Source organism: uncultured Actinomyces sp. (genome assembly GCF_963526355.1).
Lineage (GTDB): Bacteria > Actinomycetota > Actinomycetes > Actinomycetales > Actinomycetaceae > Actinomyces.
Map to the genome: position 1 here is coordinate 49945 of NZ_CAUROW010000005.1, position 24011 is coordinate 73955.

Annotated in this window: 27 protein-coding genes and 3 tRNA genes; 20 read left to right on the forward strand and 10 right to left on the reverse strand. The window is 67.4% G+C overall.

Annotation, left to right across the window (positions count from 1 at the left end):
• Nucleotides 1-9 precede the first annotated feature (9 nt).
• The 7 genes from RWR81_RS02720 to RWR81_RS02750 all read left to right on the forward strand — a co-directional run bounded on the left by RWR81_RS02720 (nt 10) and on the right by RWR81_RS02750 (nt 7175).
• Nucleotides 10-759: an N-acetylmannosamine-6-phosphate 2-epimerase gene (locus tag RWR81_RS02720; RefSeq protein WP_314454025.1), complete on the forward strand. Its 750-nt coding sequence runs from the start codon at nt 10-12 to the stop codon at nt 757-759.
• 201 nt (nt 760-960) lie between these two features.
• Nucleotides 961-1242 (forward strand): HU family DNA-binding protein, encoded by a 282-nt coding sequence (locus RWR81_RS02725; protein WP_003783064.1) that lies wholly within the window; start codon nt 961-963, stop codon nt 1240-1242.
• 331 nt (nt 1243-1573) lie between these two features.
• Nucleotides 1574-2317: an ABC transporter ATP-binding protein gene (locus tag RWR81_RS02730; RefSeq protein ID WP_010614844.1), complete on the forward strand. Its 744-nt coding sequence runs from the start codon at nt 1574-1576 to the stop codon at nt 2315-2317.
• The gene (locus RWR81_RS02735; RefSeq protein ID WP_314454031.1) at nt 2293-4017 is read left to right on the forward strand and encodes a transporter; all 1725 of its coding nucleotides are present in this window, start codon (nt 2293-2295) and stop codon (nt 4015-4017) included. Before RWR81_RS02730 ends, RWR81_RS02735 begins: the two co-directional genes overlap by 25 nt.
• Before the next feature lie 140 nt (nt 4018-4157).
• A complete protein-coding gene (nagB, locus tag RWR81_RS02740; protein WP_314454034.1) occupies nt 4158-4898 on the forward strand; it encodes a glucosamine-6-phosphate deaminase in 741 nt (246 codons plus the stop codon).
• A gap of 94 nt (nt 4899-4992) precedes the next feature.
• Nucleotides 4993-5355, forward strand: coding sequence for a DUF3039 domain-containing protein (locus tag RWR81_RS02745; RefSeq protein ID WP_314454037.1), 363 nt, complete (start codon nt 4993-4995; stop codon nt 5353-5355).
• Nucleotides 5352-7175 carry a DEAD/DEAH box helicase gene (locus tag RWR81_RS02750; RefSeq protein WP_314454039.1) on the forward strand — a complete coding sequence of 608 codons (1824 nt, stop codon included), beginning with the start codon at nt 5352-5354 and terminating at the stop codon, nt 7173-7175. The genes RWR81_RS02745 and RWR81_RS02750 overlap by 4 nt, the downstream gene beginning before the upstream one ends.
• A gap of 42 nt (nt 7176-7217) precedes the next feature.
• Here the strand turns inward: RWR81_RS02750 and RWR81_RS02755 are convergent, their stop codons facing one another.
• Nucleotides 7218-8636 (reverse strand): nicotinate phosphoribosyltransferase, encoded by a 1419-nt coding sequence (locus RWR81_RS02755; protein ID WP_314454042.1) that lies wholly within the window; start codon nt 8634-8636, stop codon nt 7218-7220.
• A gap of 38 nt (nt 8637-8674) precedes the next feature.
• Here RWR81_RS02755 and clpS point away from each other — a divergent pair, with 38 nt between their 5' ends.
• The 5 genes from clpS to RWR81_RS02780 are packed head-to-tail and all read left to right on the forward strand — an operon-like array spanning nt 8675 to nt 11914.
• A complete protein-coding gene (gene clpS / locus RWR81_RS02760) occupies nt 8675-9010 on the forward strand; it encodes an ATP-dependent Clp protease adapter ClpS (protein ID WP_314454050.1) in 336 nt (111 codons plus the stop codon).
• Complete coding sequence (locus RWR81_RS02765; protein ID WP_314454053.1) at nt 9010-9699, forward strand: DUF2017 family protein; 690 nt, start codon at nt 9010-9012, stop codon at nt 9697-9699. Before clpS ends, RWR81_RS02765 begins: the two co-directional genes overlap by 1 nt.
• 30 nt (nt 9700-9729) lie before the next feature.
• Nucleotides 9730-10590, forward strand: a complete 861-nt coding sequence (murI, locus tag RWR81_RS02770) for a glutamate racemase (protein ID WP_314454143.1) — start codon at nt 9730-9732, stop codon at nt 10588-10590.
• Nucleotides 10587-11384, forward strand: a complete 798-nt coding sequence (locus RWR81_RS02775; protein WP_314454057.1) for an MBL fold metallo-hydrolase — start codon at nt 10587-10589, stop codon at nt 11382-11384. The genes murI and RWR81_RS02775 overlap by 4 nt, the downstream gene beginning before the upstream one ends.
• Entirely contained in the window at nt 11381-11914 is a 534-nt protein-coding gene (locus RWR81_RS02780; protein ID WP_314454060.1) for a DUF3054 domain-containing protein, read from the forward strand. The genes RWR81_RS02775 and RWR81_RS02780 overlap by 4 nt, the downstream gene beginning before the upstream one ends.
• Before the next feature lie 13 nt (nt 11915-11927).
• On the opposite strand, the gene rdgB is transcribed toward RWR81_RS02780, so the two are convergent.
• Together rdgB and rph are read right to left on the reverse strand one after the other, a co-directional pair.
• Nucleotides 11928-12635 (reverse strand): RdgB/HAM1 family non-canonical purine NTP pyrophosphatase, encoded by a 708-nt coding sequence (rdgB, locus tag RWR81_RS02785; RefSeq protein ID WP_314454063.1) that lies wholly within the window; start codon nt 12633-12635, stop codon nt 11928-11930.
• A gap of 3 nt (nt 12636-12638) precedes the next feature.
• Nucleotides 12639-13433, reverse strand: a complete 795-nt coding sequence (gene rph, locus RWR81_RS02790) for a ribonuclease PH (RefSeq protein ID WP_314454065.1) — start codon at nt 13431-13433, stop codon at nt 12639-12641.
• A gap of 156 nt (nt 13434-13589) precedes the next feature.
• Here rph and RWR81_RS02795 point away from each other — a divergent pair, with 156 nt between their 5' ends.
• Nucleotides 13590-13883, forward strand: a complete 294-nt coding sequence (locus RWR81_RS02795) for an antibiotic biosynthesis monooxygenase (protein WP_314454068.1) — start codon at nt 13590-13592, stop codon at nt 13881-13883.
• Nucleotides 13884-13942: 59 nt separating this feature from the next.
• Entirely contained in the window at nt 13943-14599 is a 657-nt protein-coding gene (locus RWR81_RS02800) for an SIMPL domain-containing protein (RefSeq protein ID WP_314454071.1), read from the forward strand.
• Nucleotides 14600-14948: 349 nt separating this feature from the next.
• On the opposite strand, the gene RWR81_RS02805 is transcribed toward RWR81_RS02800, so the two are convergent.
• The 6 genes from RWR81_RS02805 to RWR81_RS02830 form a co-directional block, all read right to left on the reverse strand.
• Nucleotides 14949-15030, reverse strand: a tRNA-Leu gene (locus tag RWR81_RS02805).
• A gap of 77 nt (nt 15031-15107) precedes the next feature.
• Nucleotides 15108-15584: a thioredoxin-dependent thiol peroxidase gene (bcp, locus tag RWR81_RS02810; protein ID WP_314454075.1), complete on the reverse strand. Its 477-nt coding sequence runs from the start codon at nt 15582-15584 to the stop codon at nt 15108-15110.
• 132 nt (nt 15585-15716) lie between these two features.
• Entirely contained in the window at nt 15717-15932 is a 216-nt protein-coding gene (locus RWR81_RS02815) for a hypothetical protein (protein WP_314454077.1), read from the reverse strand.
• 281 nt (nt 15933-16213) lie between these two features.
• A tRNA-Lys gene (locus tag RWR81_RS02820) sits at nt 16214-16289 on the reverse strand.
• Nucleotides 16290-16336: 47 nt separating this feature from the next.
• Nucleotides 16337-16409: transfer RNA gene (locus RWR81_RS02825), tRNA-Lys, on the reverse strand.
• Nucleotides 16410-16582: 173 nt separating this feature from the next.
• The gene (locus RWR81_RS02830; protein ID WP_314454080.1) at nt 16583-16927 is read right to left on the reverse strand and encodes a hypothetical protein; all 345 of its coding nucleotides are present in this window, start codon (nt 16925-16927) and stop codon (nt 16583-16585) included.
• 209 nt (nt 16928-17136) lie between these two features.
• On the opposite strand from RWR81_RS02830, the gene RWR81_RS02835 reads away from it, so the two are divergent.
• The 6 genes from RWR81_RS02835 to RWR81_RS02860 all read left to right on the forward strand — a co-directional run bounded on the left by RWR81_RS02835 (nt 17137) and on the right by RWR81_RS02860 (nt 21245).
• Nucleotides 17137-18057, forward strand: coding sequence for a glutathione synthetase (locus RWR81_RS02835; RefSeq protein ID WP_314454083.1), 921 nt, complete (start codon nt 17137-17139; stop codon nt 18055-18057).
• Nucleotides 18058-18108: 51 nt separating this feature from the next.
• Complete coding sequence (locus RWR81_RS02840) at nt 18109-18483, forward strand: YccF domain-containing protein (RefSeq protein ID WP_314454086.1); 375 nt, start codon at nt 18109-18111, stop codon at nt 18481-18483.
• 116 nt (nt 18484-18599) lie between these two features.
• Nucleotides 18600-18905: a hypothetical protein gene (locus tag RWR81_RS02845; RefSeq protein WP_314454089.1), complete on the forward strand. Its 306-nt coding sequence runs from the start codon at nt 18600-18602 to the stop codon at nt 18903-18905.
• A gap of 135 nt (nt 18906-19040) precedes the next feature.
• Nucleotides 19041-20018 carry a homocysteine S-methyltransferase gene (gene mmuM / locus RWR81_RS02850; protein ID WP_314454092.1) on the forward strand — a complete coding sequence of 326 codons (978 nt, stop codon included), beginning with the start codon at nt 19041-19043 and terminating at the stop codon, nt 20016-20018.
• Between the two features lie 83 nt (nt 20019-20101).
• On the forward strand, nt 20102-20620 hold the full coding sequence (locus tag RWR81_RS02855; RefSeq protein WP_314454095.1) for a helix-turn-helix transcriptional regulator: 519 nt from the start codon (nt 20102-20104) through the stop codon (nt 20618-20620).
• Nucleotides 20610-21245, forward strand: coding sequence for a GyrI-like domain-containing protein (locus RWR81_RS02860; protein ID WP_314454098.1), 636 nt, complete (start codon nt 20610-20612; stop codon nt 21243-21245). Before RWR81_RS02855 ends, RWR81_RS02860 begins: the two co-directional genes overlap by 11 nt.
• Here RWR81_RS02860 and RWR81_RS02865 read toward each other — a convergent pair.
• The gene (locus RWR81_RS02865) at nt 21242-23908 is read right to left on the reverse strand and encodes a DUF3516 domain-containing protein (RefSeq protein WP_314454145.1); all 2667 of its coding nucleotides are present in this window, start codon (nt 23906-23908) and stop codon (nt 21242-21244) included. The genes RWR81_RS02860 and RWR81_RS02865 overlap by 4 nt on opposite strands.
• Nucleotides 23909-24011: the final 103 nt, after the last annotated feature.

The following is a 24011-nucleotide window of genomic DNA, read 5'->3' on the forward strand; positions in this document are numbered from 1 at the left end:
GACACACCTATGACCGAGCAGTCACCTTCACAGTCGTCAACGCAGGCGCAGGCCGCCTTTGCAGGGATCCATCCCGTCCTGGAACGCCTGAAAGGAGGACTCATCGCCTCCGCCCAGGCCTACCCGGGCGAGCCGATGCGCGACCCCCGCACCATGGACCAGGTGGCCCAGGCCTGCGTCGCCGGAGGCGCCGTCGGCATTCGCGCGCAAGGGCTGGCGGATCTGGTCCTCATCTGTCAGCACGTTGACGTCCCTGTCATCGGTCTGTGGAAGGACGGGCACAACGGCGTCTTCATCACTCCGACCCTCACCCACGCCATCGCCGTGGCCGCCACCGGAAGCCAGATCGTGGCTCTGGACGGCACACGGCGCCCCCGCCCCGACGGGCTGAGCCTGGCCCAGACCGTCGAGGGCCTCCGTCAGGCCCGCCCCGAGGTCCTCATCATGGCCGACTGCGGCTCCCTGGATGATGCCAAGGCCGCACAGGACGCAGGGGTGGACATCCTGGGGACGACCCTGGCGGGTTACACCGGGGAGCGCCCCAAGACCGAGGGTCCCGACCTCGAGCTCGTCGATCAGGTCGCCGGTGTCGCGGAGGTCCCGCTCGTCGTTGAGGGCAGGGTTCACACCCCGGCGCAGGCCGCGGCCGCCATGGAACACGGCGCCTTCGCTGTCGTCGTCGGAACCGCGATCACCCACCCGACCACCATCACGTCGTGGTTCGCCGGCGCTCTGCCCGGTGCCCTGTGGAAGGACTGACGGAAGGGGCGGTCGAAACGGCGTCGTTCCGCGACTTGCTCCGCATGTGACAGGTGTGACTGCTGGGACGTAAATGTGCGAATTGTTACTCGCTATCCAGCGCGACACCCCGGTCTGACCTGACAAACCCAAGGTTTTATGCGTAGCGTTACCAGAAGTGGCACCACATAAGGGTGTCCGTCCACGATCGAGAGGGAAGACATGTCCGTCAACCGCACCGAGCTCATCGCCGCCATCGCCGAGAAGGCCGGCCTGACCAAGACCGACGCCGACGCCTTCCTGGGAGCCTTCCAGGATGTCCTCGTTGAGAACGTCGCCAAGGGTGAGGCTGTGAAGATCACCGGTCTCATGGGCATCGAGCGCGTCGAGCGTGCCGCACGCACTGGCCGCAACCCCCGTACCGGTGAGGAGATCCAGATCCCCGCCGGCTATGGTGTCAAGGTCACCGTCGGCTCCTCGCTGAAGAAGGCTGTCGCCGAGTGATACGTGGGGCCGCGCCCCTGACGTCCTGATTCCGGTCCGTCGCTGTCCAGTTCGAGGTACGGTGACGGATCGGAATCGTTTTCTCGCTCTCATACGTCGTCATATGCGGTCGGTGATGTAGGGCGCGTTGCTGAATAATGTTCGTACGCGCTCCTGAAGGCTGATGAGAGCCACTGATCTCCTCCTGCTGGCGGAGGGCTGAACGGGCAGATTCCTTTACAGTGGAAACATGTCTGCTTCCACATTCGCGGTGAGCTCGCCCAACGGTACAGACGCGGTTGCCGCACTGGCCGGGGCCTCGCCCGCTCCCGCCTCCGTTCCAGCGCTTCAGATGAGGGGGCTGGTCAAGGCCTTCGATCGCAAGGTCGCGGTGGATCGGTTGAGTCTCGACATCCCCGTGTCCAGCTTCTACGGCATCGTCGGCCCCAACGGGGCGGGCAAGACGACCAGCCTGTCGATGGCCACCGGGCTGCTCCGCCCCGACGCCGGTCAGGTACTCGTTCACGGCGTTGACGTGTGGACGCAGCCTCAGCGGGCCAAGACCCTTCTGGGGGTTCTGCCCGACGGGCTGCGCACCTTCGACCGTCTCAACGGCCTTGAGCTCGTCACCTACTCCGGACTCCTGCGCGGGCTCGAGCGCGACGTCGTCGTGCCCCGGGCGACCGAGCTGGTCAAGGTGCTGGGGCTGTGGGATGCCGGAACCACCCTGGTCGCCGACTATTCGGCGGGTATGCGCAAGAAGATCCACCTGGCCTGCGCCATGGTGCACTCGCCCTCCATCCTGGTCCTGGATGAGCCCTTCGAGGCCGTCGACCCGATCTCGGCCCAGACGATCCAGGCGATCCTGCGGGACTACGCCGCTGCCGGCGGCACGGTGGTCATCTCCAGCCACGTCATGGCCACGGTGCAGCGCCTGTGCGACCACGTGGCCATCATCAATGCCGGCCGGGTCGTCGCCGCAGGCACGACGGAGCAGGTCGCCGCCGGAGCAGACCTCGAACAGCGCTTCACCGAGCTGGTGGGGGGCCACGTGCGGACGGAGGGGCTGTCATGGTTGCGACCCTCGTCAAGCTGAAGTGGCGCTTGACCCTCAACGCGCTGACCAAGAACGTCTGGGCCATCATCGGGACCGTGTTCGGGGCCCTCTACGGGCTGGGGACGCTCGCCATGGTGCTGGCCGGCGCCGTCGGACTGGGGCTCAAGGCCGACCCCGACGTCATCATGCTGGTTCTCGGGGCTCTTGGGGCGCTGCTGGTGGCCGGTTGGGCCGTGGTGCCCCTGCTCGTCACCGGGATCGACTCCACCCTGGACCCCCGCGCCATGGCGGCCTGGGCCGCTCCGTCCAGAGGGCTGGCGCTCGGCCTACTGGCCGCCGGCGCCCTGGGGATACCCGGTTGCATCACGGCTGCTGTCTGCCTCATTCCGGTCCTCACCTGGCTGCTGGCGGGCCAGCTCGTGGCGGCGCTCCTGGCACTGCTGTGCGCTCCGGCCGCCCTGGCCGCCTGCGTCCTGCTGTCCCGGATCATCGTGACAGCCGCGGGCGTCTCCTCCTCGCGCCGGGGGCGTGAGACGACGGCGATCATCGCCTTCGTCGCCTTCCTGTTGGTGACGCAGGCACCGAATCTGATCCCCCGGATCCTCGGGGACGATCCCACCGGCTTTCTTCGACAGCTCCGGACCCTGGCAAAGGTCGTGGGCCTGAGTCCATTCGGTTGGGCCTTCACCGCGCCCGGACTCATGGCCACCGGTTCCGTGCTGCCGGCGCTGGCGCTGGCGATCGGAGCGTGGATCCTCCCCGTGATCCTGCTGCCCCTGTGGCAGCGCGTGGTGGGCAAGGTGATGACCTCTCCGGGGGCGTCGCACGCTCGGACGCGGGCCTACGCAGCCGACGGCGCGGGCTCCGACGCACGGCATCAGGGCCTGCCAGACGTGCTGCCATGGGCCCGCAGACTCAGCGCCGCCCTGTCCGTGCCCGCAGCCGCCGTGGCGGCCCGCAGCCTGCGCTACTGGCGCACCGATCCCAGGTACCTGGTTCAGTTCCTGTCCGTCCTGCTCTTTCCCGTCGTGATCGTTCTGGGTCCCGCTCTCAACTCCAGCCGATTCAGCGGCAGCGTCAACGGCCAGCCGGTGGACGTCAGCTTCGCCCTCGGGCACGCGCCGGCCCCGCTGCTGTTCATGGCGCCCGCCCTGGCCGTCTTCATGGGGTGGGCGATCCACGATGACCTCGGTCTGGACTCCACCGCCCTGTGGAGCCATATCAGTGCCGGGATCCGTGGAGCACACGACCGTCTGGGGCGGGTAACAGGGGCCGCCGTATGGCAGGCTCCCGCCCTGGTCGTCATCGATCTGCTCATGGTCGCGTGGACAGGACGATGGGAGGCGCTCCCCGCCGTCACCGGCGCCTGCCTGGCCCTCTACGGCTGCGCGCTGGCCTGGTCCTGCCTCGCCAGCGTCCTGCTGCCCTACGAGACACTCGCCCCCGGGGACAGCCCCATGCGCTCGCGGACCTCGGGGACGGCCTTCCTGGCCGCGCTCATTCAGATGGCAGCGATCCTGCTTCTCCTGGCCGTGTGCTCCCCGGTTCTGGGAGCGGCGGTCTACGGCGTTGTCCAAGGCGCGCCGGTGTGGGGCTGGGTGGCACTTGTCGCAGGGACCGCGTGGTGCGGTCTGCTGCTGTGGGGCGGAGTCGTCGTCGGCGGGCGGATGCTGGACCAGCGAGGGCCTCAGGTTCTCGCCACGATCCGCACCTGGCCAGGACACTCCCAGCCGGTGTGATCGCGCTGGTCACACTGCCGCGTGGTGATTGATTCTGATGACTCGGGGTAGGATTGCTTTAAAGTCGCTCATTCGGGTAGCGGCTCTCAGAGATTAGTAAACTCCGTACCATCAGTTGCTGTGTCAGAGAGGACATCACCGTGCAGCTTGTCATTCTGGAATCCGCGCAGGCGATCGCGCAGCGGGCGGCCGACGAGATCGAGGCGCTGCTCAAGGCCAAACCGGCAGCCGTGCTGGGGACCGCCACAGGCTCCTCACCCCTGCCCCTGTACGACGAGCTCACTGCTCGCTGCGCCGCCGGACGCCTCAGCTTCGCCGAGGTCACCGGATTCATGCTCGACGAGTACGTCGGCCTGCCCGCCGGCCATCCGGAGCGCTACGCCACCTTCATGGAGACCAATCTGCGCTCCCGCGTCGACATGCGCCCCGGCGCCCTCCACGGCCCCGACGCGCTGAGCGAGGACCTCGAGGCCGCCTGCCGGGACTACGAGGCGCAGATGGCCGAGGCCGGATACTGCGACCTGCAGATCCTCGGCATCGGCTCCGACGGGCACATCGGGTTCAATGAGCCCGGCGGCGCCCTCGACTCGCGCACGCACGTCGGCGAGCTCCACGAGCAGACCCGCCGGGACAACGCCCGCTTCTTCGGCGGTGACGCCGAGGCCGTGCCCACCCGGTGCATCACCCAGGGGCTGGCCACCATCATGGAGGCCCGCAAGCTAGTCCTCATCGCCACCGGCGAGGGCAAGGCCGAGGCCATCGCCCAGCTCGTCGAGGGAGAGGTCAGCACCCAGTGGCCGGCGACCGTCATGCAGCGCCACGACGACGCCCTCGTCTTGGTCGATCCCGCCGCCGCCGGCCAGCTCACCTCGAAGCCCTGACGGAGGCGCAGTGCGTCTCAGGGAGAGCCTCCCCACAGGACCAGGGTGGGGTGGGCGACTGTCGGTGCGCACCGTCCGACCTACACTGGGCGGCATGACAGACGTCCTCGCCAGTGCTGATCCAGGAGCGCCCGGAGTCCCCACCGACCCTGCGGCCGAGCCCACGCAGGGCGTTGGTACGGCCGTCCTGGAGCGCGAGGAGCTCCAGTCGACCGACGACGGTGACGCGGACCGCTTCGCGCACTACGTCCGCAAGGACAAGATCGCCGCGGCCGCTGTCACCGGGCGCCCCGTTGTCGCCCTGTGCGGCAAGGTGTGGACGCCCGGTCGCGACCCGTCGAAGTACCCGGTGTGCCCCACCTGCAAGTCCATCTATGAGGAGATGCGCAGCGGGGACGACTCAGGCGGCAAAGGCCCCCGATTCCCCCGGTTCCCGTTCGGGCGAGGCGGTCGGTGAACGCCGCTCGCGGCGGCCAGGCGACCCACCCCATCCCGACACGGGCCTCGACATCAGCGGCCCAGAACCTCCCTCCGGCCTACCCGCGCCGCGCCGCTTGGGGAACGGCCGGGTCGCTGCGCGCCTGGCAGGCCGCGGCCCTGGGGCAATACCTGGAGGCGATGCCCCAGGACTTCCTGGCTGTGGCCACGCCCGGAGCGGGAAAGACGACCTTCGCACTGCGGGTGGCCACCGAGCTGCTCAGCTCCGGCGACGTCCACAAGGTGACGATCGTCTGCCCCACCGAGCACCTCAAGTACCAGTGGGCCGAGGCCGCCGCCCGCGTCGGCATCCACGTCGACCCCTCCTACTCCAACTCTCAAGGGGCGCTCGGATCGCGCTTCGACGGCGTCGCCCTGACCTACGCGCAGGTGGCCGCCAACGCCAACCTGCACCGTGCCCGCACGGACCAGGCCCGCACCCTTGTCATCCTCGACGAGATCCACCACGGTGGGGACGCCCTAAGCTGGGGGGACGCGATCCGGGAAGCCTTCACTCCGGCGCGCCGGCGGCTTGCCCTGACCGGAACGCCCTTCCGTTCCGACACCTCCCCGATCCCGTTCGTGCGCTACCAGGAGGACGCTTCCGGCTCGAAGCGCTCCCAGGCGGACTACTCTTACGGTTATTCCGACGCGCTGCGCGACGGCGTCGTGCGTCCGGTGATGTTCATGTCCTACTCGGGGCAGATGCGGTGGCGGACCAAAGCGGGTGATGAGGTAGCGGCCCGTCTGGGGGAGCCCCTCACCAAGGACCTGGAGGCCCAGGCGTGGCGCACCGCGCTCGATCCGGCAGGGGAGTGGATCCCCGCGGTCCTGGCCGCCGCCGATCAGCGTTTGAGCGAGGTGCGTCGCCAGGTACCCGATGCTGGAGCTCTCGTCATCGCCTCCGACCAGGCCAAGGCGCGGGCCTACGCCAAGCAGCTGCGCGCCATCACTGGCGAGCCCCCCACCGTAGTCCTGTCCGACGATAACGGCGCCTCCAGTCGTATCGAGGCCTTCTCCGCCTCCACCGACCGTTGGCTGGTGGCCGTGCGCATGGTCTCCGAGGGAGTGGACGTTCCCCGGCTCGCGGTTGGTGTTTACGCCACCTCGACCTCCACCCCACTGTTCTTCGCGCAGGCAGTGGGACGGTTCGTGCGCTCGCGAGCCCGCGGTGAGACCGCCTCAGTCTTCCTCCCCTCAGTGACGCCGCTGCTGGCCCTGGCCGGTGAGATGGAAGTGGCCCGTGACCACGTCCTGAGCCGCCCCGACTCGGCGACGCAGGAGGATGCCCTGTTCAGCCCCGAGGATCGGTTGCTCGCCGAGGCCAACAAGACCGAGAATGCCTCGGCCGAGTTGCTGCCCGGTTTCGAGGCCATGGACAGCCAGGCCGAGTTCGACCGGGTGCTCTTCGACGGCGGCGAGTTCGGCACCGGTGCCGTGGTGGGCAGCATCGAGGAGCAGGAGTACCTGGGGCTGCCGGGTCTGTTGGAGCCCGAGCAGGTGACCGCCCTGCTACGCCAGCGCCAGGACAAGCAGATCGCCTCCCAGAAGAAGCAAGCCGCCGCCGAGGCGCAGAGGCGGAAGAACTCAGGTGTCGACGACGCCCGGCGCCGGGCGTCGGCCCGTAAGGAGCTCTCCCAGCTGGTGGCCGCGTGGGCCCGCCGTTCGAGCCAGCCCCACGGCGTCGTCCACAACGAGCTCCGACGCGTGTGCGGGGGGCCGGAGGTCGCGGCGGCCTCCACCGAGGAGATCGAGAAGCGCATCCAGACCCTGCGGCGTTGGTTCGTCGGCAAGCGCTGACAAGCAGCGCTGACCAGGGTTCGAAGGCGCCTCTGCCATTGTTCAGCGTCGAGTGGCACCTCGCCCATCGAGATCGACGTGGCGGGTCTGCAGTGCCGACTCGCCGTCGCTCAGGCGCCAGGCGTCATAGGGAAGCTCGGCGCGGGATGCCCGGTGCCGCTCCGCCGCCGCGCTCAAGGCCTCCTTGCCGCGGTGCTCCTCGATGATCCGGCCCGCATCGACCAGGAGCACCTGAAGCGGCCGGGCGCCGGCCTGGCTCAACGCCGACAGTCCCTGGTCCTGCGAGCTGGAGGAGACCACCAGCTCCTCGGAGGCCGTGCCCTCGGAGGTGAGGGTGCGGCCGGCCCACTTGCGGCCACCCACGGTGGACTTGCCGCCCGAGGAGAACTTAGCGACCTCCTCCATGGTGCCGTCGGCGCCCTCGCGCTCCACCAGCTTGTAGACGAGTGCCGCGGTCGGGCGCCCCGACCCCGTGACGAGCTTGGTACCTACGCCATAGGAGTCCACGGGGGCCGCCCCCAGTGCCGCGATGGCGTGCTCGTCGAGGTCGTTGGTGACGGTGATCCTCGTCGACGTCGCACCCAGGGCGTCGAGTTGGGCGCGCACCTTGAACGCCTCGGCCACCAGGTCGCCGGAGTCGAGGCGCACCGCCCCGAGCTCACTACCGGCGGCGCGGGCCGCCTTGACCGCCCGCTCCACGCCAGTGGCGATGTCATAGGTGTCCACCAGGATCGTGGTGCTCGGTCCGAGACTTGCCACCTGTGCCGCGAAGGCCTCCTCCTCCGTGTCGTGCAGGAGGGTGAAGGAGTGGGCCGAGGTTCCCACCGTGGGGATGCCGTAGAGGAGCCCCGCCTCCAGGTTGCTCGTCCCCACGAAACCGCCGACGACCGAGGCTCTGGCCGCGGCGACGGCCGCCTGCTCATGGGCGCGGCGCGCCCCGAAGTCCACGCAGGGGCGTCCGTGGGCGGCGATCGTCATGCGGGAGGCGGCTGAGGCGACGGCGCAGTCGTAGTTGTAGATCGACAGGGCGAGGGTCTCCAGGATGCAGGCCTCGGCGAATGTGCCTTCCACGGTCAGCAGCGGGGAGCCGGCGAAATAGCATTCGCCCTCGGCATAGCCGCGCACTGTGCCGGTGAAGCGGTAGTCGCGAAGGAAGTCCAGGGTCTCGTCGTTGACGACCCCGGCGCGGTGCAGGAAGTCGATCTGGGAAGGGGTGAAGGTGAAGGCATCAATGGCGTCCAACAGTCGTCCGGTGCCCGCGACGACGCCGAAGCGGCGCGATGCCGGAAGCCTGCGGCCGAAGAGTTCGAAGACGCTTCGCCTCGTGGCGGTGCCCGAAGCCAACGCTCCCTGAAGCATGGTGAGTTCGTACATATCGGTCAGCAGCGATGTCGAGGACGCATCGGCAGAGGCAACGGAGGATTCGGCAGCGAATGCGGTTGTGGGCGCGTAGTCGTTCACGGGCACAACCTATCGCGCCTCGCCGCTACCCTAGAGGTATGAGCGCCTCGCTGCCCGTCGCCGAACCGGAGACTCTGGAGGACTCGCGTGCCCGCTCCCAGCGCCTGTGGTGCACCGTGGTCCACGACGACCCAGTCAACACAATGAGCTATGTGACCTGGGTCTTCCACTCCTACTTCGGTTTCTCCCTGCCCGTGGCCGAGGCGCGTATGATGCAGGTGCACACCAATGGTCGTGCCGTGGTCTCTCGAGGCGCTCGTGAGCGCATGGAGGTCGACGTCACCGCGATGCACGGCTACGGCCTTCGCGCCACGATCGAGCCCCTGGGCGACGATGGCGAGGGTTCCGCGAGCGATGCCGTAGGAGCACGGTGATGCGAGCCTTCCGTCGGGTCTCAGAAGGATTCGCCTGCGGTCTCGATGATTGGGAGCGTGAGCTCCTGGCCCGTCTGGCTCTCGAGGTCAGAGCCCTCCTCCAGGCGGATGCCCCCGCTCATGGAGATGCGGATGTCCCAGCTGCCGCTTCGCCGTTGGCCCGGATCGATCCGGGGCGCCCGGGGGAGAGTGATCGGGACCGCGAGGTCCTGGCAGCTCTGGACTTTGAGGTCGATCCGCCGGCCAACCACGTCCATACCGGTCGGTCGACTACGGATCCCGTCGTCGGGATCCTGCTTCCGGATGCGTCTGAGGACCCTGTCACCGCGATGGAGGTGAGCGGCCTGACCCGCGCCAGGCTGCGCGAGGACAAGTCCGACCGCCTGGCACGGCTGGTTGCCGAGCTGCGTGCGCCGTCGGGCCCCGAGGGGACGATCCTGGTGGTACTCGGTCAGGAGGCCGACTGGCTGGGTGCGATCAATGATGTCCGTCTCGTCCTGGCCCAACGTCTGGGCATCGAGTCGGCCCAGGACGCCGGGCGCGTCCATGATGTTTCCTCCCAGGAGGCTCCTGAGAGCGAGACGCCTCACGAGCAGTGGTACCGCGGCACCGCACTCGTCTACGGCATGGTCACCTGGTGGCAGGAATCACTGGTATCCGTGCTGTTCGGGGGCACAGGCCCCGCATAGTCTCGCGGTGTGAATGATGCTCCGATCGGGATGTTCGACTCTGGGGTCGGCGGTCTCACCGTCGCCCGTTCCGTTCTCGATCAGCTACCCCATGAGCAGGTGCTCTACATCGGCGACACGGCCAACGGCCCCTATGGTCCCCGAGATATCGCCGAGGTCCGCTCCCTGGCCCTGAGCATTATGGACGAGCTCGTCGACTGCGGGGTCAAGCTGCTCGTCATCGCCTGCAACACCGCCTCCGCGGCCGTCCTGCACGATGCCCGCGAGCGCTACACCCTGGGACGTGGGGTTCCGGTCATTGAGGTGATCCACCCGGCTGCGCGCACGGCGGCCCGGGTGACTCGTAACGGCAGGGTGGGCCTCATCGCCACCCGAGGTACGGTCGACTCGCGCGCCTACGACGATGCGCTCCAGGCCGTCCCCGGCGTCGAACTCTTCTCCCAGGCCTGTCCGCGTTTCGTTGCGCTCGCCGAACGAGGTGTGACCACCGGGCCTGAGGCGCTCGATGTCGCCGAGAGCTACCTGGCTCCCGTCAAGGCGGCCGACGTCGACACCCTCATCCTGGGGTGCACCCACTATCCTTTGCTGGTGGGGCCGATCTCCTACGTGATGGGGGAGGACGTGACCCTGGTGACCTCCTCGGATGAGACTGCCAAGGACGTTTACCGGGCGTTGGCCCGCAAGAATCTCCTACGCGGATCTGATGGCCCCGAGCCGCGCCACGAGTTCCGTTCCACCGGCGATCCAGATGCCTTCTCCGTCTTGGCCAGGCGGTTCCTGGGGCCGGAGGTCATCGCCGTCGGGCGCACTTCTTCCGGTCCCGGTGTTGTGGGCGCCCATGTCCCTCCTGATACGCCCTCCCTCCCCATCGCCCTTCAAGGATCTGCATGAGACTCACGATCATCGGCTGCACCGGATCCATGTCCGGTCCCCAGTCCTCGGCTTCCTCCTACCTGGTTCAAGCCGACGGACTCGATGCCGACGGCGCGTTGCGTACCTACTCGATCGTCTTGGACCTCGGGCCGGGGTCGATGGGGCAGTTGTTGCGCCATCTCGATCCCGCTGAACTTGACGCTATCGCGATCTCCCACTGTCACGCCGATCACATGGTCGATCTGGTGGGGATGCACGTCTACCGGCGCTGGCTGCCCACGGGGGCGCTTGGGCCGGTTGCCTGCTTGGGTCCCTCCGAGCTGCTGGAGCGCTTGCAAGGGGTTGACGGCGTGCCTCCCAGCGAGCGCTATGCCACCGAGTTCGGTTTCGTCACTGCTGTGCCCGGCAGGTCCTACAGCGTAGGCCCCATGGTGATCTCACCCTTCGAGGCGCTCCACCCGGTGGAGGCCTATGGCTACCGGATCGAGGGGCCGAGTGAGGAGGACCCGTCACAGCTAGTCAGCCTCGCCTTCACCGGGGACACGGACTCCTGCCAGGGAATGAGCGACATGGCTCAGGGCGTGGATCTTCTCTTGGCTGAGGCGGCCTTTGTCGAGGGCCGTGACACAGTCGGCGGAATGCACATGACCGGTCGTCGGGCCGGGGAACTGGCTGCCCAGGCCGGTGCGGGTCGTCTGGTCCTTACCCACATCCAGCCCTGGACGGATCCGGCCGTACCCCTCAAGGAGGCTGCGTCCGTCTACTCGGGCCCGTTGGAGGCGGCGACGGCGGACGCCGTCTGGGAGCTGTGAGCGCCGGCGGGCACGACCGCCCCTCCCAGCAGCGGACGATCTCCTTCACCCCGACGCTTCCCGATGGAGCGGACTGCCCCTGGATCCGAAACCGCAGGACGCGCTGGTGGCTGGTAGTGCCCGCGGACCTGGTGGCCGTGGCGCTCGTGGCCCTATTCGGTGCCGCCTCCACGCGTACGCTGGGGCAGGTCGTCACCCCGCTGTGGCAGGCCGTCCTGGCCGTGGCTGCCGCCTGGGGGATCACCTGGTGCCTTCGACGCCGACGCCCCGACCACCTGGAGATGGCGCTGCCCGAGGGGCTCATCATCGTGGGTCTGACCTGGGGGACGTGGACTGTGCTGCGCCGGCTCACGCAGAACGCGTTCAGCGGTATCTCGACCGGCGTCTCCTGGATGCTGATGACCGGCACCTTCCTCCTCGTGTTCCTGGGAGGATGGCGCTGGCTTTACGGCTACGTGCGTGCCCATGATTCCCTGATCCCCAAGCCCGTGGCGCGTCGGCTCACCGAGCAGGAACAGGACGAGCACTAGCGTCACTGGTGCCTCAGTGGGACAGGACCTCGGCCAGGAGCGGGGCGAGATCGCCGAAGGCCTGGCCCCGATGGGAGATGGCGTGCTTCTCCTGAGGCGTCATCTGGGCGGTGGTACGGCCCTGGCCGCCGGGCTCGTCCTCCTGGACGGGCACGAAGATCGGGTCGTAGCCGAATCCGTTCTCCCCTCGGGGGGAGCGAGTGATCCGCCCTTCCAGAGAGCGCTCAATGACGGTGATCCGCTCCGGTGCTGCGCCGGAAGCCGGCCGGACCAGGGCGGCAGTGCAGGTGAATCGTGCCGTCCGGTGGGGATCGGCGACGTCGGCCAGCTGGTCCAGAAGCAGCCGGAGGTTGGCGGCATCGTCACCGTGCCGACCGCTCCAGCGTGCCGAGAAGATCCCCGGCGCACCGCCCAGTACGTCCACGCACAGGCCCGAATCGTCTGCGACTGCGGGCAGGCCCGTGGCCCGGGCCAGGAAGCGGGCCTTGAGCAGGGCATTGTCGGTGAAGGTCAGGCCATCCTCCACCGGCTCGGCCACTTCGAGCGAGGCGGCTGAGATGATGGAGCCGGGATCCAACCGCGGCACGAGCGGCTCCAGGATCTGCTTCAGTTCTGCCAGCTTTCCGGCATTGTGGGTGGCCAGGACGAGGCGGGCTCCGTCGGGCACCTGGACCAGGTTCGTGATCGGGCCGGCACCGTCGATGGTGGACGAGGCATTCATGAATCAGGCCTCTGAGGACTGAGAAGAGGACACAGTGAAGGGCTCGCCTCCGGGGCCGGCCAGGGCGCGACGCTGGAGCGCTGCCAGCCGGCTGTTGCCGGTGGCGGCCAGGTCGAGCAGCGCTCCCAGCTCGGAGCGGTCGAAGGGGGCGTGCTCGGCGGTGCCCTGGACCTCGATGAACCGGCCGTCCCCGGTCTGGACGATGTTCATGTCGGTTTGGGCGCGCACGTCCTCCTCGTAGGGCAGGTCGAGGCAGGGCACGCCGTCGATGATCCCCACGGAGATGGCGGACAGGGAGTCTGATAGGACCGGTTTGCCAGGGCGGGCCTTGATGAGTCCCTGCTTCGTGCCCCAGGCGACGGCGTCGGCCAGGGCCACGTAGGCGCCGGTGATCGCTGCGGTGCGGGTGCCGCCGTCGGCCTGCAGGACGTCGCAGTCGAGCGCGATCGTGTTCTCACCCAGCGCGGCCACGTCGATGATGCCGCGCAGGCTGCGGCCGATGAGTCGGGAGATCTCGTGGGTACGACCACCGACCTTGCCACGCACCGACTCGCGGCCTGAGCGCTCCGATCCGGCCCGTGGGAGCATCGCGTACTCAGCGGTCACCCAGCCCTCGCCACTGCCCTTGCGCCAGCGCGGAACGCCCTCAGTGAAGGAGGCGGCGCACAGGACACGGGTGCGTCCGAATGTCACGAGGACCGAGCCCTCGGCGTGGTCGAGCCAGTGACGGGTCAGGGTCACGGGGCGAAGCTCGTCGACGGCGCGGCCGTCCTGGCGGGTGAACGAGGCAGTTGTCATGGGCTCAGGCTACCCGGCGGCCCCCCGGCCTCGGGGGCGACTCAGCACCTTGGGACGGTGATGGCTGTGGTCCGAGGCTGTGGTCCGACGGTAGCGTTTGTCGCGATATCTGTTTCGGCTTCGGCATGGAGCCGACTTGGAGACTGAGGAGAACACATGACCTATGTCAATATCACTGCGCTGACCTTCCCTGAGGGTGCCGAGGCCGAGATCGAGAGGCGCTTCGCCGCACGTAAACGGGGCGTTGACGCCTCGCAGGGCTTTCAGGGCTTCGAGCTGCTGCGCCCGGTCGTCGGTGAGGACCGCTACTTCGTGGTGACCCGGTGGGACACGCGCGAGGACTACGAGCGGTGGCAGTCCGCGCGGCCCGCCGGCGGGCACGAGGACGACAGGCGTCGGGGCATGAGCGTGGAGGTCCTCGGCTTCGAGGTCGTCCAGCACGAGCAGTAGGCCATTCGAGAGGCCAACGCCTCTTTGAGATCATTGTTCTTGACAGGAGGAATCTCAGTATGGCGACGAACATCTTCGTCAGGGAATATATCGATCACTACGAACCGCCTCAGCGGGCCACGGTCCACCTGAGTGTGAAGAGCACAGGGCTGAACCGTGAACATGTGCATGCTCAAGTGTCTGACGTGCTGAGCGAGGTGCGGGCGCAGATAGAGTCATTGCATGATAAGCAAGAAGGTCCTGTTACATGGTTCGCCGTATCGGGAGCCAGCACGTGGTCATGGAAGAATGATGACGGCGTCGAATTCTCCGAAGCAGTCCGTGTGAAGGTGAAGTTCTGCGACTTCTCCCGCATGGGGGCGTGGATGAACTCCGTGCTGGCGCTTAAAGAAGTGAGTGTTTGGGGGATAGAGTGGTCGGTCACTGAGCATCGCAAGAAGGAGCTCGAGACCTGGCTGCGTCAAAAGGTGGTCCGCTCAGCAAAAGACAAGGCGGAACAGTATGCTTCTGCTCTCGGCCTGCACGTCAGTTCCGTTAAGACTGTTGCGGATAAGGGACTTCTGGAGAAGAATACGGCTGGTGGGGCATCGAGTGCTGTGATCGGGCGGGGCCGCGCAGGGGTGGGACGTGGGAAGGAGTCTTCTGACACCTACCAGTTCACGCCGGAGGATGTCCGCATGAGCGCATCGATCGAAGCGGAGTTCCTGGCTGAATGACCTCTTCAGTTTCTTTGCGGGTTCTGTGGAGTCTGTCAGGTCTGGAATGGGTGTAGAAGGGATTGTGTTCCCCTGCTTGATGGGGCGGCAGAGGGGCGGCCGCGCCTCCGCCACCCCCTGGCTGAGCCGGCAGGTCAACGATGTTGCGGATCGGGGGACTCTCAGGGAAGGGCGTGTCTGTCTTCTGGTGCGCAGGAAGCTGGCAGGGAGGGCCTGCTTGCGGTTCCCCTGCAGGCTCACCAATGCTACGGCGGCCCTCAGGCAGATACCGGCAGGAGTTGAGCGACGGCATTAGCCCCACCGCTCATCTGTGCTGCGGAGGTCCGACGACGTCGGGATCCGAGGTTTGTGCGCGAGAAGGGACTCGAACCCTCACGCCCGAAGGCACCAGGACCTAAACCTGGGGCGTCTACCAATTCCGCCACTCGCGCTGTGCGGCGCCCAGTCTACCGACCCAAGTCCCGGATAGCAGAATGCGGCGACCGCTGCTGTGCTCATATCAGTCCACTCAGTCCACGCCCAGTGCGGCGCGCAGCCGCTTGACGTGACCGGTGGCTCGCACGTTGTACTGGGCAAGTGTCACGGTGCCGTCGGGTCCCACCACCACGGTCGAGCGGATGACGCCGGTGTAGACTTTGCCGTAGTTCTTCTTCTCGCCCCACACGCCCCAGGCCTCCATGACGGCATGGTCGGCGTCCGACAGCAGGGGGAAGGGCAGATCGTGGCGGCTGGAGAACTTGGCTTGAGCGGCCACGGGATCAGGGGAAATCCCGACGACGGTGTAGCCGGCCTCCTTCAGCGCCTTCAAGGAGTCCCTGAAGTCGCACGCCTCCTTGGTGCAGCCCGGAGTGCAGGCCTTGGGGTAGAAGTAGACGATGACGCCCTCGTCCGTGCTGGTGCACAGGTCGTGAAGAGTCACGGTACGTCCGTCCTGGTCGGGCAGGGTGAACTCTGGGGCGCGGTCACCGGTGGCGAGCTGGGGCATGGGTCCTCCTCGGGATCCTGGGTGTATGCGCTCATCCTCGCATCGTCTCCGGTGCCTGCGGCAGGGGATTCGGTGACTTACTTTCGTGATCTGACGAACGTTGACCACGACGGCAGCATGGCCTTGCGCTGATCAGGCGGCCCGGTGGAATGGCCGCTGGGATGCCCTCTGCGCCGCTTCCAGACGTTCCAGCGCGCGCTCGAGACGAGAGGGGGAGGCTGCTGCCCCAAGGGAGGCGAGCTCGGCACGCGCAGCGAAGAGCTCGCGATCAGCCTCCTCACGGGCCTCGGCACTGATGGCTGCGGGCTCAGTGGTCGGCGTGGACGTGGTGTGAATGTCGTGTGTCATACGTATCCCTCAACTTCCTTCAACGTCGTCTGCCCGTGTGAGACGGGCAGCAATGGATGGGGCGGCAGGCGATCGCCTGAGAATCGGCGCACCGCATGATCTGCCGCTGTAGCGGCTTCGTCGGGCCGCGGGTGGTACTCACGAAGAAGAGCGACAACCGGTGAAGCACTGGGTCTCGACTATCTCTCAGGCTCATGCCGGAAGTGGAGGCTATCTGCGCCGCCGAGCTGCTCCCGTTGCAGTGCCTCCGGGGTCTCTCCGGAGGCTGGATCTGCCCCTCGTGGTACACCGCCAGGGACTTGAACCCTGAACCCGCTGATTAAGAGTCAGCTGCTCTGCCAATTGAGCTAGCGGTGCTCGGCCTTGGTGGCCGCGTCCTCCAGCCTGATGGGCTGGGAGACTCGTACACCGCCAGGGACTTGAACCCTGAACCCGCTGATTAAGAGTCAGCTGCTCTGCCAATTGAGCTAGCGGTGCTTCACCACAACGATGTCATTTGATGTGTTTCGCCGGGCGACGGAGGAATACTCTACGGATGGAGGATGGGTCCGTCCAGCCTGAATCCATGAAACCGCCCCATTGTGTGGCAAATCTCAGGGATGTGTGGTGCTCCGGCCTGATGGGAGGTGTCGCTCTATGCCGGTCATGGGTCAGTGCGACGACCGGTTCTCGGGGTCCTCGATACGGCCGGTGCGCGACCACTGGTGGTACTGCTTCAAGGTGGCCGCCTGCTTCTCATCGAGGTGCCGCCACAGGGGGAGGCCCAGTCTCTTGCGATCGCGTACACGAGCTGCGAGGGTCCAGCCCGCCAGCATGACCAGAGCCATCACTATGCCTCCCCACAGGCTGCTGCGATCCGCACGAGTATCGGTGAGTAGCGTGATCGTTCCTCCCAACAGGCCCGCGACGAGAATCGTCGCAACGACGATGGCGGTCATCGATGCCCAGTAGCGTTGATTGGCGGTTGCGAGAGGCTTGCGGGGTTCGGGGGTCACCTCAGCATTGTGCCACCCGTGCGTGCGCGAGGACACGGGCGCGTCCGGCTTGGAGGGCCGGTGCAATGCAGTCGTGACGGGCTGAGCCGTACCCCGCCCCTGTCCCTGCCGGGTGAGAGGTACTTCCTTCTTTGGGCTGGTGGCGGTACGGTTCAGCGTCACACGCCTGAGGCTCTCCTTGTGACGTTGTGCGCGGTAGCGTGGGCCGTATGAGCGACCCGATCGTGACGCTGGCGACCTGTGCAGACTTCCCGGACCTTGACGACGATGACCGAGGCTTGCCCGACGCTCTGCGTGCACGTGGTATCGAGCCGAGAGTCGCCGTGTGGAACGATCCCGACGTCAACTGGGACCAGTCCGGCACTGTCGTGCTGCGCAGCGTCCGTGATTACGCCACCAAGGGCAACTACTCCGGCTTCCTTCAGTGGGCCCGCTCGGTTCCCAGACTGGCCAACCATCCCGACGTCGTCGCCTGGAACTCGGACAAGCACTACCTCACTCGACTGAGCGAGTGGGAGGTACCCATGATCCCGACGACCTGGTTGGAGCCGGAGGCCGGATACTCCAAGCACCAGGTCCACACCCGCTTCCCGGCGCATGGTGACTTCGTCGTCAAGCCGGCCGTCTCCTCGGGCGGGCGCGGCACAGGGCGCTACACCGCCACCGACGCCTCCTCCCGTTCGGCGGCGATCAATGACGCCATGCACCACCTGCGTCGTGGGCGCACTGTCATGGTTCAGCGCTACCTCGAGGAGGTCGACCGCAAGGGAGAGGTCTCACTGGTCTACTTCAACGGGGTGCTCTCCCATGCAGTGGAGAAGGCCCCGATGCTTCACCCGTCCTTCAAATCGACCGACCAGATCCACGAGGAGATCGTGACCGCGCGGGAGCCCAGCGAACAGGAGTGGCTCTGGGGCGAGCGCGTGCGTAAGGCCATTCATGCGCTCATCAAGGAGGTCTCCGGCCGCGACATCCAGCTCCTGTTCAACCGTGTGGACGTCGTCGGAGATGGTCGGGGCGGCTTCTACCTCATGGAGGTCTCACTGATCGATGCGGGTCTCTACCTGGGGGCCGCCCCGGAGGCGCTGGACAACTTCGCCGATGCCATCGCTCAGCGCATCCTCTGGTGACTGGAGAGAAGCGCGAAGGGCTTGGGTGGCTGCGTGTGGTAGATAAGTGCCATGCGCACGCTGCTCAACATCATCTGGGTCGTCTTCGGCGGGTTCTGGCTCTTCCTCGGTTACATCGTCTTCGGTCTGCTCGCCTGCCTCCTCATCATCACGATCCCCGCAGGCGTTGCATCCTTCCGCATCGCCGCCTACGTGCTGTGGCCCTTCGGACGTGAAGTGGTTCCCGCACCCGGAGCCGGCGTCATGAGCGGGATCAGTAACATCATCTGGTTCCTCATCGCCGGCCTCTGGCTGGCGATCGGCCACGTCGTCACTGCTGCCATGCAGGCCATCACTATCATCGGGATCCCGCTGGCGGTGGCGAACATCAAGCTGATCCCCGTCACCTGCTTTCCCTTCGGCAAGCAGATCGTCGAGACCCGCTAAGAGGCCGCGTCGCGTGGCGTAGCGGGTGGCGAGACGTACTTTTCCCGTGAGAACTGTGTTCTCCCGCAGATGACTGGGGTCGGGACGAAGTCGTCTGCGGGAGAAGTACGTTCTGGATGGAGAACGCAGTTCCTGATCCGCTCGGCCGGCTGCCCTGCACCACCGCCGAGACCGGTCAGCACGCCCACGCTCTGCGCCCGGCTGCCGCAGGTGGTGGCCGGGCGCGTCGTCACCGCCCGGGTAGCGTCGGTTCTGCGCCGCCTTCTGCCGCGATCTCTCAGGCCTCCTCGGCATCGGGCTTGTTGAGAGGTTTCAGAGGCGATACGGCGGTTGATGCCCCAATGGTCCAGGTGACGGACCGTCAGGAGGATGCTGGTGATCGCCGGGTCGTTGTGCTGCTCGAGGTTGAGGACAATGAGTAGGCGGAAGGCTGCCGTGTCGGGACCGAGGGTGGCGGATGAGGCCGCCGATGGGGGTGGGTCCACGGGGATACGCGGCCGGGCCTGTGGTTGAGGTGCTACCGGTCCCATCTTGAAACTATCCGATACCGTGTCGCAATGCGAACGTTCTCGGTATCCGCCACGTCCTTGGGGCGTGAGCCGGCTCGGTTGGCTGATCTACTGGCGCGAGGCCCGGTCGTTCTGGACGGGGCGATGGGTACCGAGCTCGACGCCCGTGGGGTCGACACCCGCAACGCACTGTGGTCGGCGCTTGCGCTCACCGCAGCGCCCGACGTCGTACGCGAGGTCCACACTGACTATCTGGGTGCCGGTGCTCGCGTGATCACCACCAACACCTACCAGGCAACGCTCCCGGCACTGATCCGGTCCGGGTGTGACGCTGTAGCCGCACGAGAGGTCATCGCAGCCGGCGTCCGTTTAGCCGAGGATGCAGCCCGTCGCTTCGGCAAGGAGCACCCCGAGGAGTCGGTGCTCGTAGCCGGAGGGCTCGGACCTTATGGCGCCTACCTGGCTGACGGAAGTGAGTACACCGGTGCTTACGACATCAACATTCCAGAGGACTCCGGTTTCCTGGAGGTCCACAGGCCTCGCATTGAGGTGCTGGTGGGGGAGGGGATTGACCTGTTCGCCCTGGAGACGCTTCCGCGTCTGGACGAGGCTCAGGCGCTCCTCGCCATGGTGAAGGGCCTCGCTCCTCAGGCTGAGTGCTGGGTCTCCTTCCAGGTGCGGTCCGACGGCGCCCGCCTGGCCGACGGCACCCCGCTGGACGAGGCGGTGGCCTGGGCCGCGCGGGAGGAAACTGTGGTGGCCGTCGGGGTCAACTGCGTGGCCCCCGATGTTGTCGACCGGGCGCTTCCAGTACTACGCGCGTGCACCTCCAAGCCGCTGGTGGCCTATCCCAATGCCGGTGATCTCTACGACCCGGTGGCCAAGAGCTGGCGGGCCGGAGAGGGTAGGAGCGGAGCCGCGGCGCTGGCGCCCTCTTGGATCGCTTCCGGCGTCCGACTCATCGGGGGCTGCTGCCGCACCCGCCCGGCCCAGATCCGTGAGCTTGCCCGCGCGGTGGACGCATAGCCCCGTTACCTTCCGAGTCGATCACCCGAGGCAGCAGTCGGGCACTGGCTTGCCCGTCATTACTCTAGTGCTAGAGTAACAACATGTCCTCTGATGCCGACATCGTTGTCCTCTCCCTCATTGCCGAGCAGCCGCGGCACGGCTACGACCTCGACCGGGTCATCGAGCGGCGAGGCTACCGCCAGTGGACATCCCTGGCCTTCTCCTCCGTCTACTACCTCCTCAAGCGCCTGTCGGAACGGGGGCTCCTCGAGCCCGATGACGGCTCCGAGGGTCGGCGCACCGTCTTCCGCGTGACCGACGCCGGGCGCCATGAGCTGAGGAAGGCCGCCGGTGAGCGTGTTCTCGCTCCGGCTCCGCCCGCCGCCGGTGTACTCCCGGCGCTCAATGCCTATGCCCGGCTCGATGAACCCGAGCTCGTGGCGGCGCTGGCGCAGCGCGCTGAGGCACTCCTCGATAGGCTCGATGAGCTGCGCGGGCTGCGTGCTCGGGTTGATGAGGAGCATGCCCTGGCCATCTTCGACTACGAGATCCTGCGCCAGGAAGCGGATCTCGTCTGGACCCGCACCCTTCTCAAGAAAGCAGGCAGCGATGAGGATTGACATCAAGAAGGACCGCAAGGACCTGTACCTGCCGGGGCGAATCGACTTCACGGAGGTGGACGTACCGGCCATGACCTACCTGGCCATCGACGGCCACGGCGATCCCAATACCTCACCGACCTACGCCACCGCGATCCAGGCGCTCTACGCAGGCGCCTACGCGATCCGCGCCGTGCTGAAGAAAAGAACCGGCGACGACTTCGTCGTCGGTCCTCTCGAGGGGCTGTGGACGAGTGCCGGCAACTCCGCCTTCGTCGCCCGCGACAAGGGGGAGTGGGACTGGACCATGATGATCCCCCTGCCCGACGCGGTCTCATCGCAGGACATCGCCGAGGGGCTGGCGCAGGCGGCGCGTAAGAAGCCCGACCTTCCCGTCTCCGCCCTCAAGGAGTTCCCCCTGAGCGAGGGAAGATCGCTGCAGATCCTCCACATGGGCGCCTACGACGACGAGGCCCCCACTCTGGCGCGACTGAACGACGAGGTCATGCCGAGTCTCGGGCTCACCTGGAACGGTCCCCACCACGAGATCTACCTCAGCGACCCCAGGCGCGTGGTGCCGGAGAGGATGAAGACCATCCTGCGCCAGCCGGTGAAACCTGACACGGATGCCAACGAGGCTGGTTAACCCTGCTGCGGGCCCACGGACAGCAGGTGGATGACCGCGCGCTCGTCCCGGTCGCACTCGGCCAGGTCCACCAGCGCTGTCAGTCGCCAGTCGTGGTCGCCATCGGGGTCCTCCAGGACCTGCGTGGCCAGCCACACCTGCCTGCGCGAGGCCTCCAGGGCCTCGCGCAGGCGCTCGCTGACACCGGCGGCCGCCAGTGCCGTCTCGTCGGGGGTCTCGTCGAGCGGGGCCAGAGACATTGCCCGGGCCGAGGTATCCGTGCCGATCCAGTCGTACTCGTCCCAGTAACGCCCCAGCACCTCGTCCCAGCGGTCCTCGCCCCAGCCGGAGGGTGCGTCCAGACGGCCCAGGGCCTCGACGTCGTCGCGCGCCATGAGCTCCACGCGCCGGAACATCTCCCGCCGCACCGCGACCCGGAAGGCGTGACGGTTGCGAGTGAAGGCGACCGTCCCGTCCTCGCCTGCACCGAAGGCCCGCTCGACCCCGGCCGAGTCCTCCGCGCCGGAACGGTCGCCCTCCAGCAGGCCGGCCATCTCGCCCGCCTTGCCCGCCTGGGCCCGGCCGAGAGCCTCCCACTCGTCGAGCAGGGAGGAGTCGACAGCTCGCACGAGCGCCCCCAACCAGTCGATGAGATCGGTGACCTCGGGTGTGCGGTGCTCCTCGGGCACGACCTGGCGCAGCGCCCGGTAGGCGTCGGTGAGGTAGCGCAGCACCACGCCCTCGCTGCGTCCCAGGTCATAGCGCGAGATGAGGTCGGAGAAGGTCATCGCGTTCTCCACCATCTCGCGCACCACCGACTTCGGCGCCAGCTCGTGCTCGGCGATCCACGGGTTGGCCTGCTTGTACATCTCCAGGGCAGGAGTGAGCAGCTCGGCCAACGGCTGGGGCCAGGTGACCTCCTCCAGAGCGGCCATGCGCTCCTCGTAGTCCATGCCCTCGGCCTTCATCGCGGCGATCGTCTCACCGCGAGCGGCGCGCTGTTGAGCGTAGAGCAGTGGTCGCGGGTCGTCCAATGTGGCCTCGACGACGCTGACGACGTCGACCGTGTGCTCCGGTGCCTCGACGTTCAGCAGGTCCATGGCCGCCAGGGCGAAGGGCGCCAGGGGCTGATTGAGGGCGAAGTCGGTCGGCAGGTCCACGGCCAGCCGGAGCCTGGGACGCCCGTCGGCGGCGGCCTGCGCGCTGGAGACGTGTGTGAGGACCCCCGCCGTGCGCAGGGACAGGTAGATCTCCAAGGCGCGGCGCACGTGTCGGCGCCGCTGGGCCTCGGGGTCGTGGGCGCGCTCCAGGAGGCCCGCCATCGCCGCCACCGGGTCGCCGGCGCGCTCCATGAGGTTCAGCACCATGGTGGTGGTGACCTGGAACTGGCTGGTCAACGTCTCCGGGGCCGCGTCGCGCAGCCGCTCGAAGGTCTTGTCCGTCCAGTTGACGCGCCCCTCGGGGGCCTTCTTGCGCACGATCTTGCGGCGCTTGCGCTCATCGTCGCCGGCCTTGGCCAGCGCCTTGGCGTTCTCGATGACGTGCTCGGGGGCCTGGACGACGACGTAGCCGTGGGTGTCGAAGCCGGCGCGCCCGGCCCGTCCGGCGATCTGGTGGAACTCGCGAGCGGTGAGGTGGCGCTCCTTGGATCCGTCGAACTTCACCAGCGAGGTCATGGCCACCGAGCGGATCGGCACGTTGATGCCCACCCCGAGCGTGTCCGTGCCACAGATGACGGACAGCAGGCCCTCGCGGGCCAGGCGCTCCACCAGCCGCCGGTAGCGCGGCAGCATGCCCGCATGGTGCACGCCGATACCGGCGCGCAGCAGCCGGGAGAGCGTGGCCCCGAAACCACCCCCGAAGCGGAAGTTGCCGAGCGCCTCCACCATCTCGGCCTTACGGGACTTGGGCACCAGGTCCACGCTCAGCAGGGAGGTCGCCCGCTCGACCGCCTCCTTCTGGGAGAAGTGGACGACGTAGACCGGAGCCTTGTCCTGCCCCACCAGGCGCTGAAGCAGCTCACCGATCGGCTCGACGACGTACTCCATCTCCAGGGGAACCGGCCTCACGGCGTCGTCGACGACGGCGACCTCGCGGCCCGTGCGCTCGCGCAGGTCCCGCACGAAGAAGGAGACATCGCCCAGCGTGGCCGACAGCAGCACCATCTGTGCCTGGGGCAGCTCCAACAGGGGCACCTGCCAGGCCCAGCCGCGCTGCGGGTCGGCGTAGTAGTGGAACTCGTCCATGATGACGCAGTCCACGTCCATGTCCTGGCCCTCGCGCAGGGACTGGTTGGCCAGGATCTCCGCGGTGCAGCAGATGATCGGGGCGGCGGCGTTGATGGAAGTGTCCCCGGTGACCATTCCGACGTTGTCCGCCCCGAACAGACCCACCAGCTCGAAGAATTTCTCACTGACCAGGGCCTTGAGGGGGGCCGTGTAGTAGGAGCGCCCCCCGCGGGCCAGGGAGACGGTGTGGGCGGCCAGCGCGATCATCGACTTGCCCGAACCTGTCGGGGTGGCGGCGATGACGTGGCGGCCCTCAAGAATCTCCGACAGCGCCTCGTCCTGGTGCGAGTAGAGGGGGCGGCCGGTCGTCTCCGCCCAGTCCGAGAAGGCCAGGTAGACCTCCTCGGGCTCGGGGACGTGCTCGGGATCATCAACCGGGATGAGGGCGTCGAGCATCGCGTTGAGGGCCGGAGCAGTCTGGGAGGTCACGGCGTCATCGTCTCACGTGGGTGCGGAGGGGATGCAGCCGGGCCCGTGGCATGCTGAGGCCTCACCCTCC

What these genes read in the sequence shown, in the direction of transcription:
- RWR81_RS02720 (WP_314454025.1), top strand. Translation starts at nt 10, where the DNA reads ATGACCGAGCAGTCACCTTCACAGTCGTCAACGCAGGCGCAGGCCGCC.
- RWR81_RS02725 (WP_003783064.1), top strand. Translation starts at nt 961, where the DNA reads ATGTCCGTCAACCGCACCGAGCTCATCGCCGCCATCGCCGAGAAGGCC.
- RWR81_RS02730 (WP_010614844.1), top strand. Translation starts at nt 1,574, where the DNA reads ATGAGGGGGCTGGTCAAGGCCTTCGATCGCAAGGTCGCGGTGGATCGG.
- RWR81_RS02735 (WP_314454031.1), top strand. Translation starts at nt 2,293, where the DNA reads ATGGTTGCGACCCTCGTCAAGCTGAAGTGGCGCTTGACCCTCAACGCG.
- RWR81_RS02745 (WP_314454037.1), top strand. Translation starts at nt 4,993, where the DNA reads ATGACAGACGTCCTCGCCAGTGCTGATCCAGGAGCGCCCGGAGTCCCC.
- clpS (WP_314454050.1), top strand. Translation starts at nt 8,675, where the DNA reads ATGAGCGCCTCGCTGCCCGTCGCCGAACCGGAGACTCTGGAGGACTCG.
- RWR81_RS02765 (WP_314454053.1), top strand. Translation starts at nt 9,010, where the DNA reads ATGCGAGCCTTCCGTCGGGTCTCAGAAGGATTCGCCTGCGGTCTCGAT.
- murI (WP_314454143.1), top strand. Translation starts at nt 9,730, where the DNA reads ATGTTCGACTCTGGGGTCGGCGGTCTCACCGTCGCCCGTTCCGTTCTC.
- RWR81_RS02775 (WP_314454057.1), top strand. Translation starts at nt 10,587, where the DNA reads ATGAGACTCACGATCATCGGCTGCACCGGATCCATGTCCGGTCCCCAG.
- rdgB (WP_314454063.1), bottom strand. Translation starts at nt 12,635, where the DNA reads ATGAATGCCTCGTCCACCATCGACGGTGCCGGCCCGATCACGAACCTG.
- rph (WP_314454065.1), bottom strand. Translation starts at nt 13,433, where the DNA reads ATGACAACTGCCTCGTTCACCCGCCAGGACGGCCGCGCCGTCGACGAG.
- RWR81_RS02795 (WP_314454068.1), top strand. Translation starts at nt 13,590, where the DNA reads ATGACCTATGTCAATATCACTGCGCTGACCTTCCCTGAGGGTGCCGAG.
- RWR81_RS02800 (WP_314454071.1), top strand. Translation starts at nt 13,943, where the DNA reads ATGGCGACGAACATCTTCGTCAGGGAATATATCGATCACTACGAACCG.
- bcp (WP_314454075.1), bottom strand. Translation starts at nt 15,584, where the DNA reads ATGCCCCAGCTCGCCACCGGTGACCGCGCCCCAGAGTTCACCCTGCCC.
- RWR81_RS02815 (WP_314454077.1), bottom strand. Translation starts at nt 15,932, where the DNA reads ATGACACACGACATTCACACCACGTCCACGCCGACCACTGAGCCCGCA.
- RWR81_RS02835 (WP_314454083.1), top strand. Translation starts at nt 17,137, where the DNA reads ATGAGCGACCCGATCGTGACGCTGGCGACCTGTGCAGACTTCCCGGAC.
- RWR81_RS02840 (WP_314454086.1), top strand. Translation starts at nt 18,109, where the DNA reads ATGCGCACGCTGCTCAACATCATCTGGGTCGTCTTCGGCGGGTTCTGG.
- RWR81_RS02845 (WP_314454089.1), top strand. Translation starts at nt 18,600, where the DNA reads ATGGAGAACGCAGTTCCTGATCCGCTCGGCCGGCTGCCCTGCACCACC.
- mmuM (WP_314454092.1), top strand. Translation starts at nt 19,041, where the DNA reads ATGCGAACGTTCTCGGTATCCGCCACGTCCTTGGGGCGTGAGCCGGCT.
- RWR81_RS02855 (WP_314454095.1), top strand. Translation starts at nt 20,102, where the DNA reads ATGTCCTCTGATGCCGACATCGTTGTCCTCTCCCTCATTGCCGAGCAG.
- RWR81_RS02860 (WP_314454098.1), top strand. Translation starts at nt 20,610, where the DNA reads ATGAGGATTGACATCAAGAAGGACCGCAAGGACCTGTACCTGCCGGGG.
- RWR81_RS02865 (WP_314454145.1), bottom strand. Translation starts at nt 23,908, where the DNA reads ATGCTCGACGCCCTCATCCCGGTTGATGATCCCGAGCACGTCCCCGAG.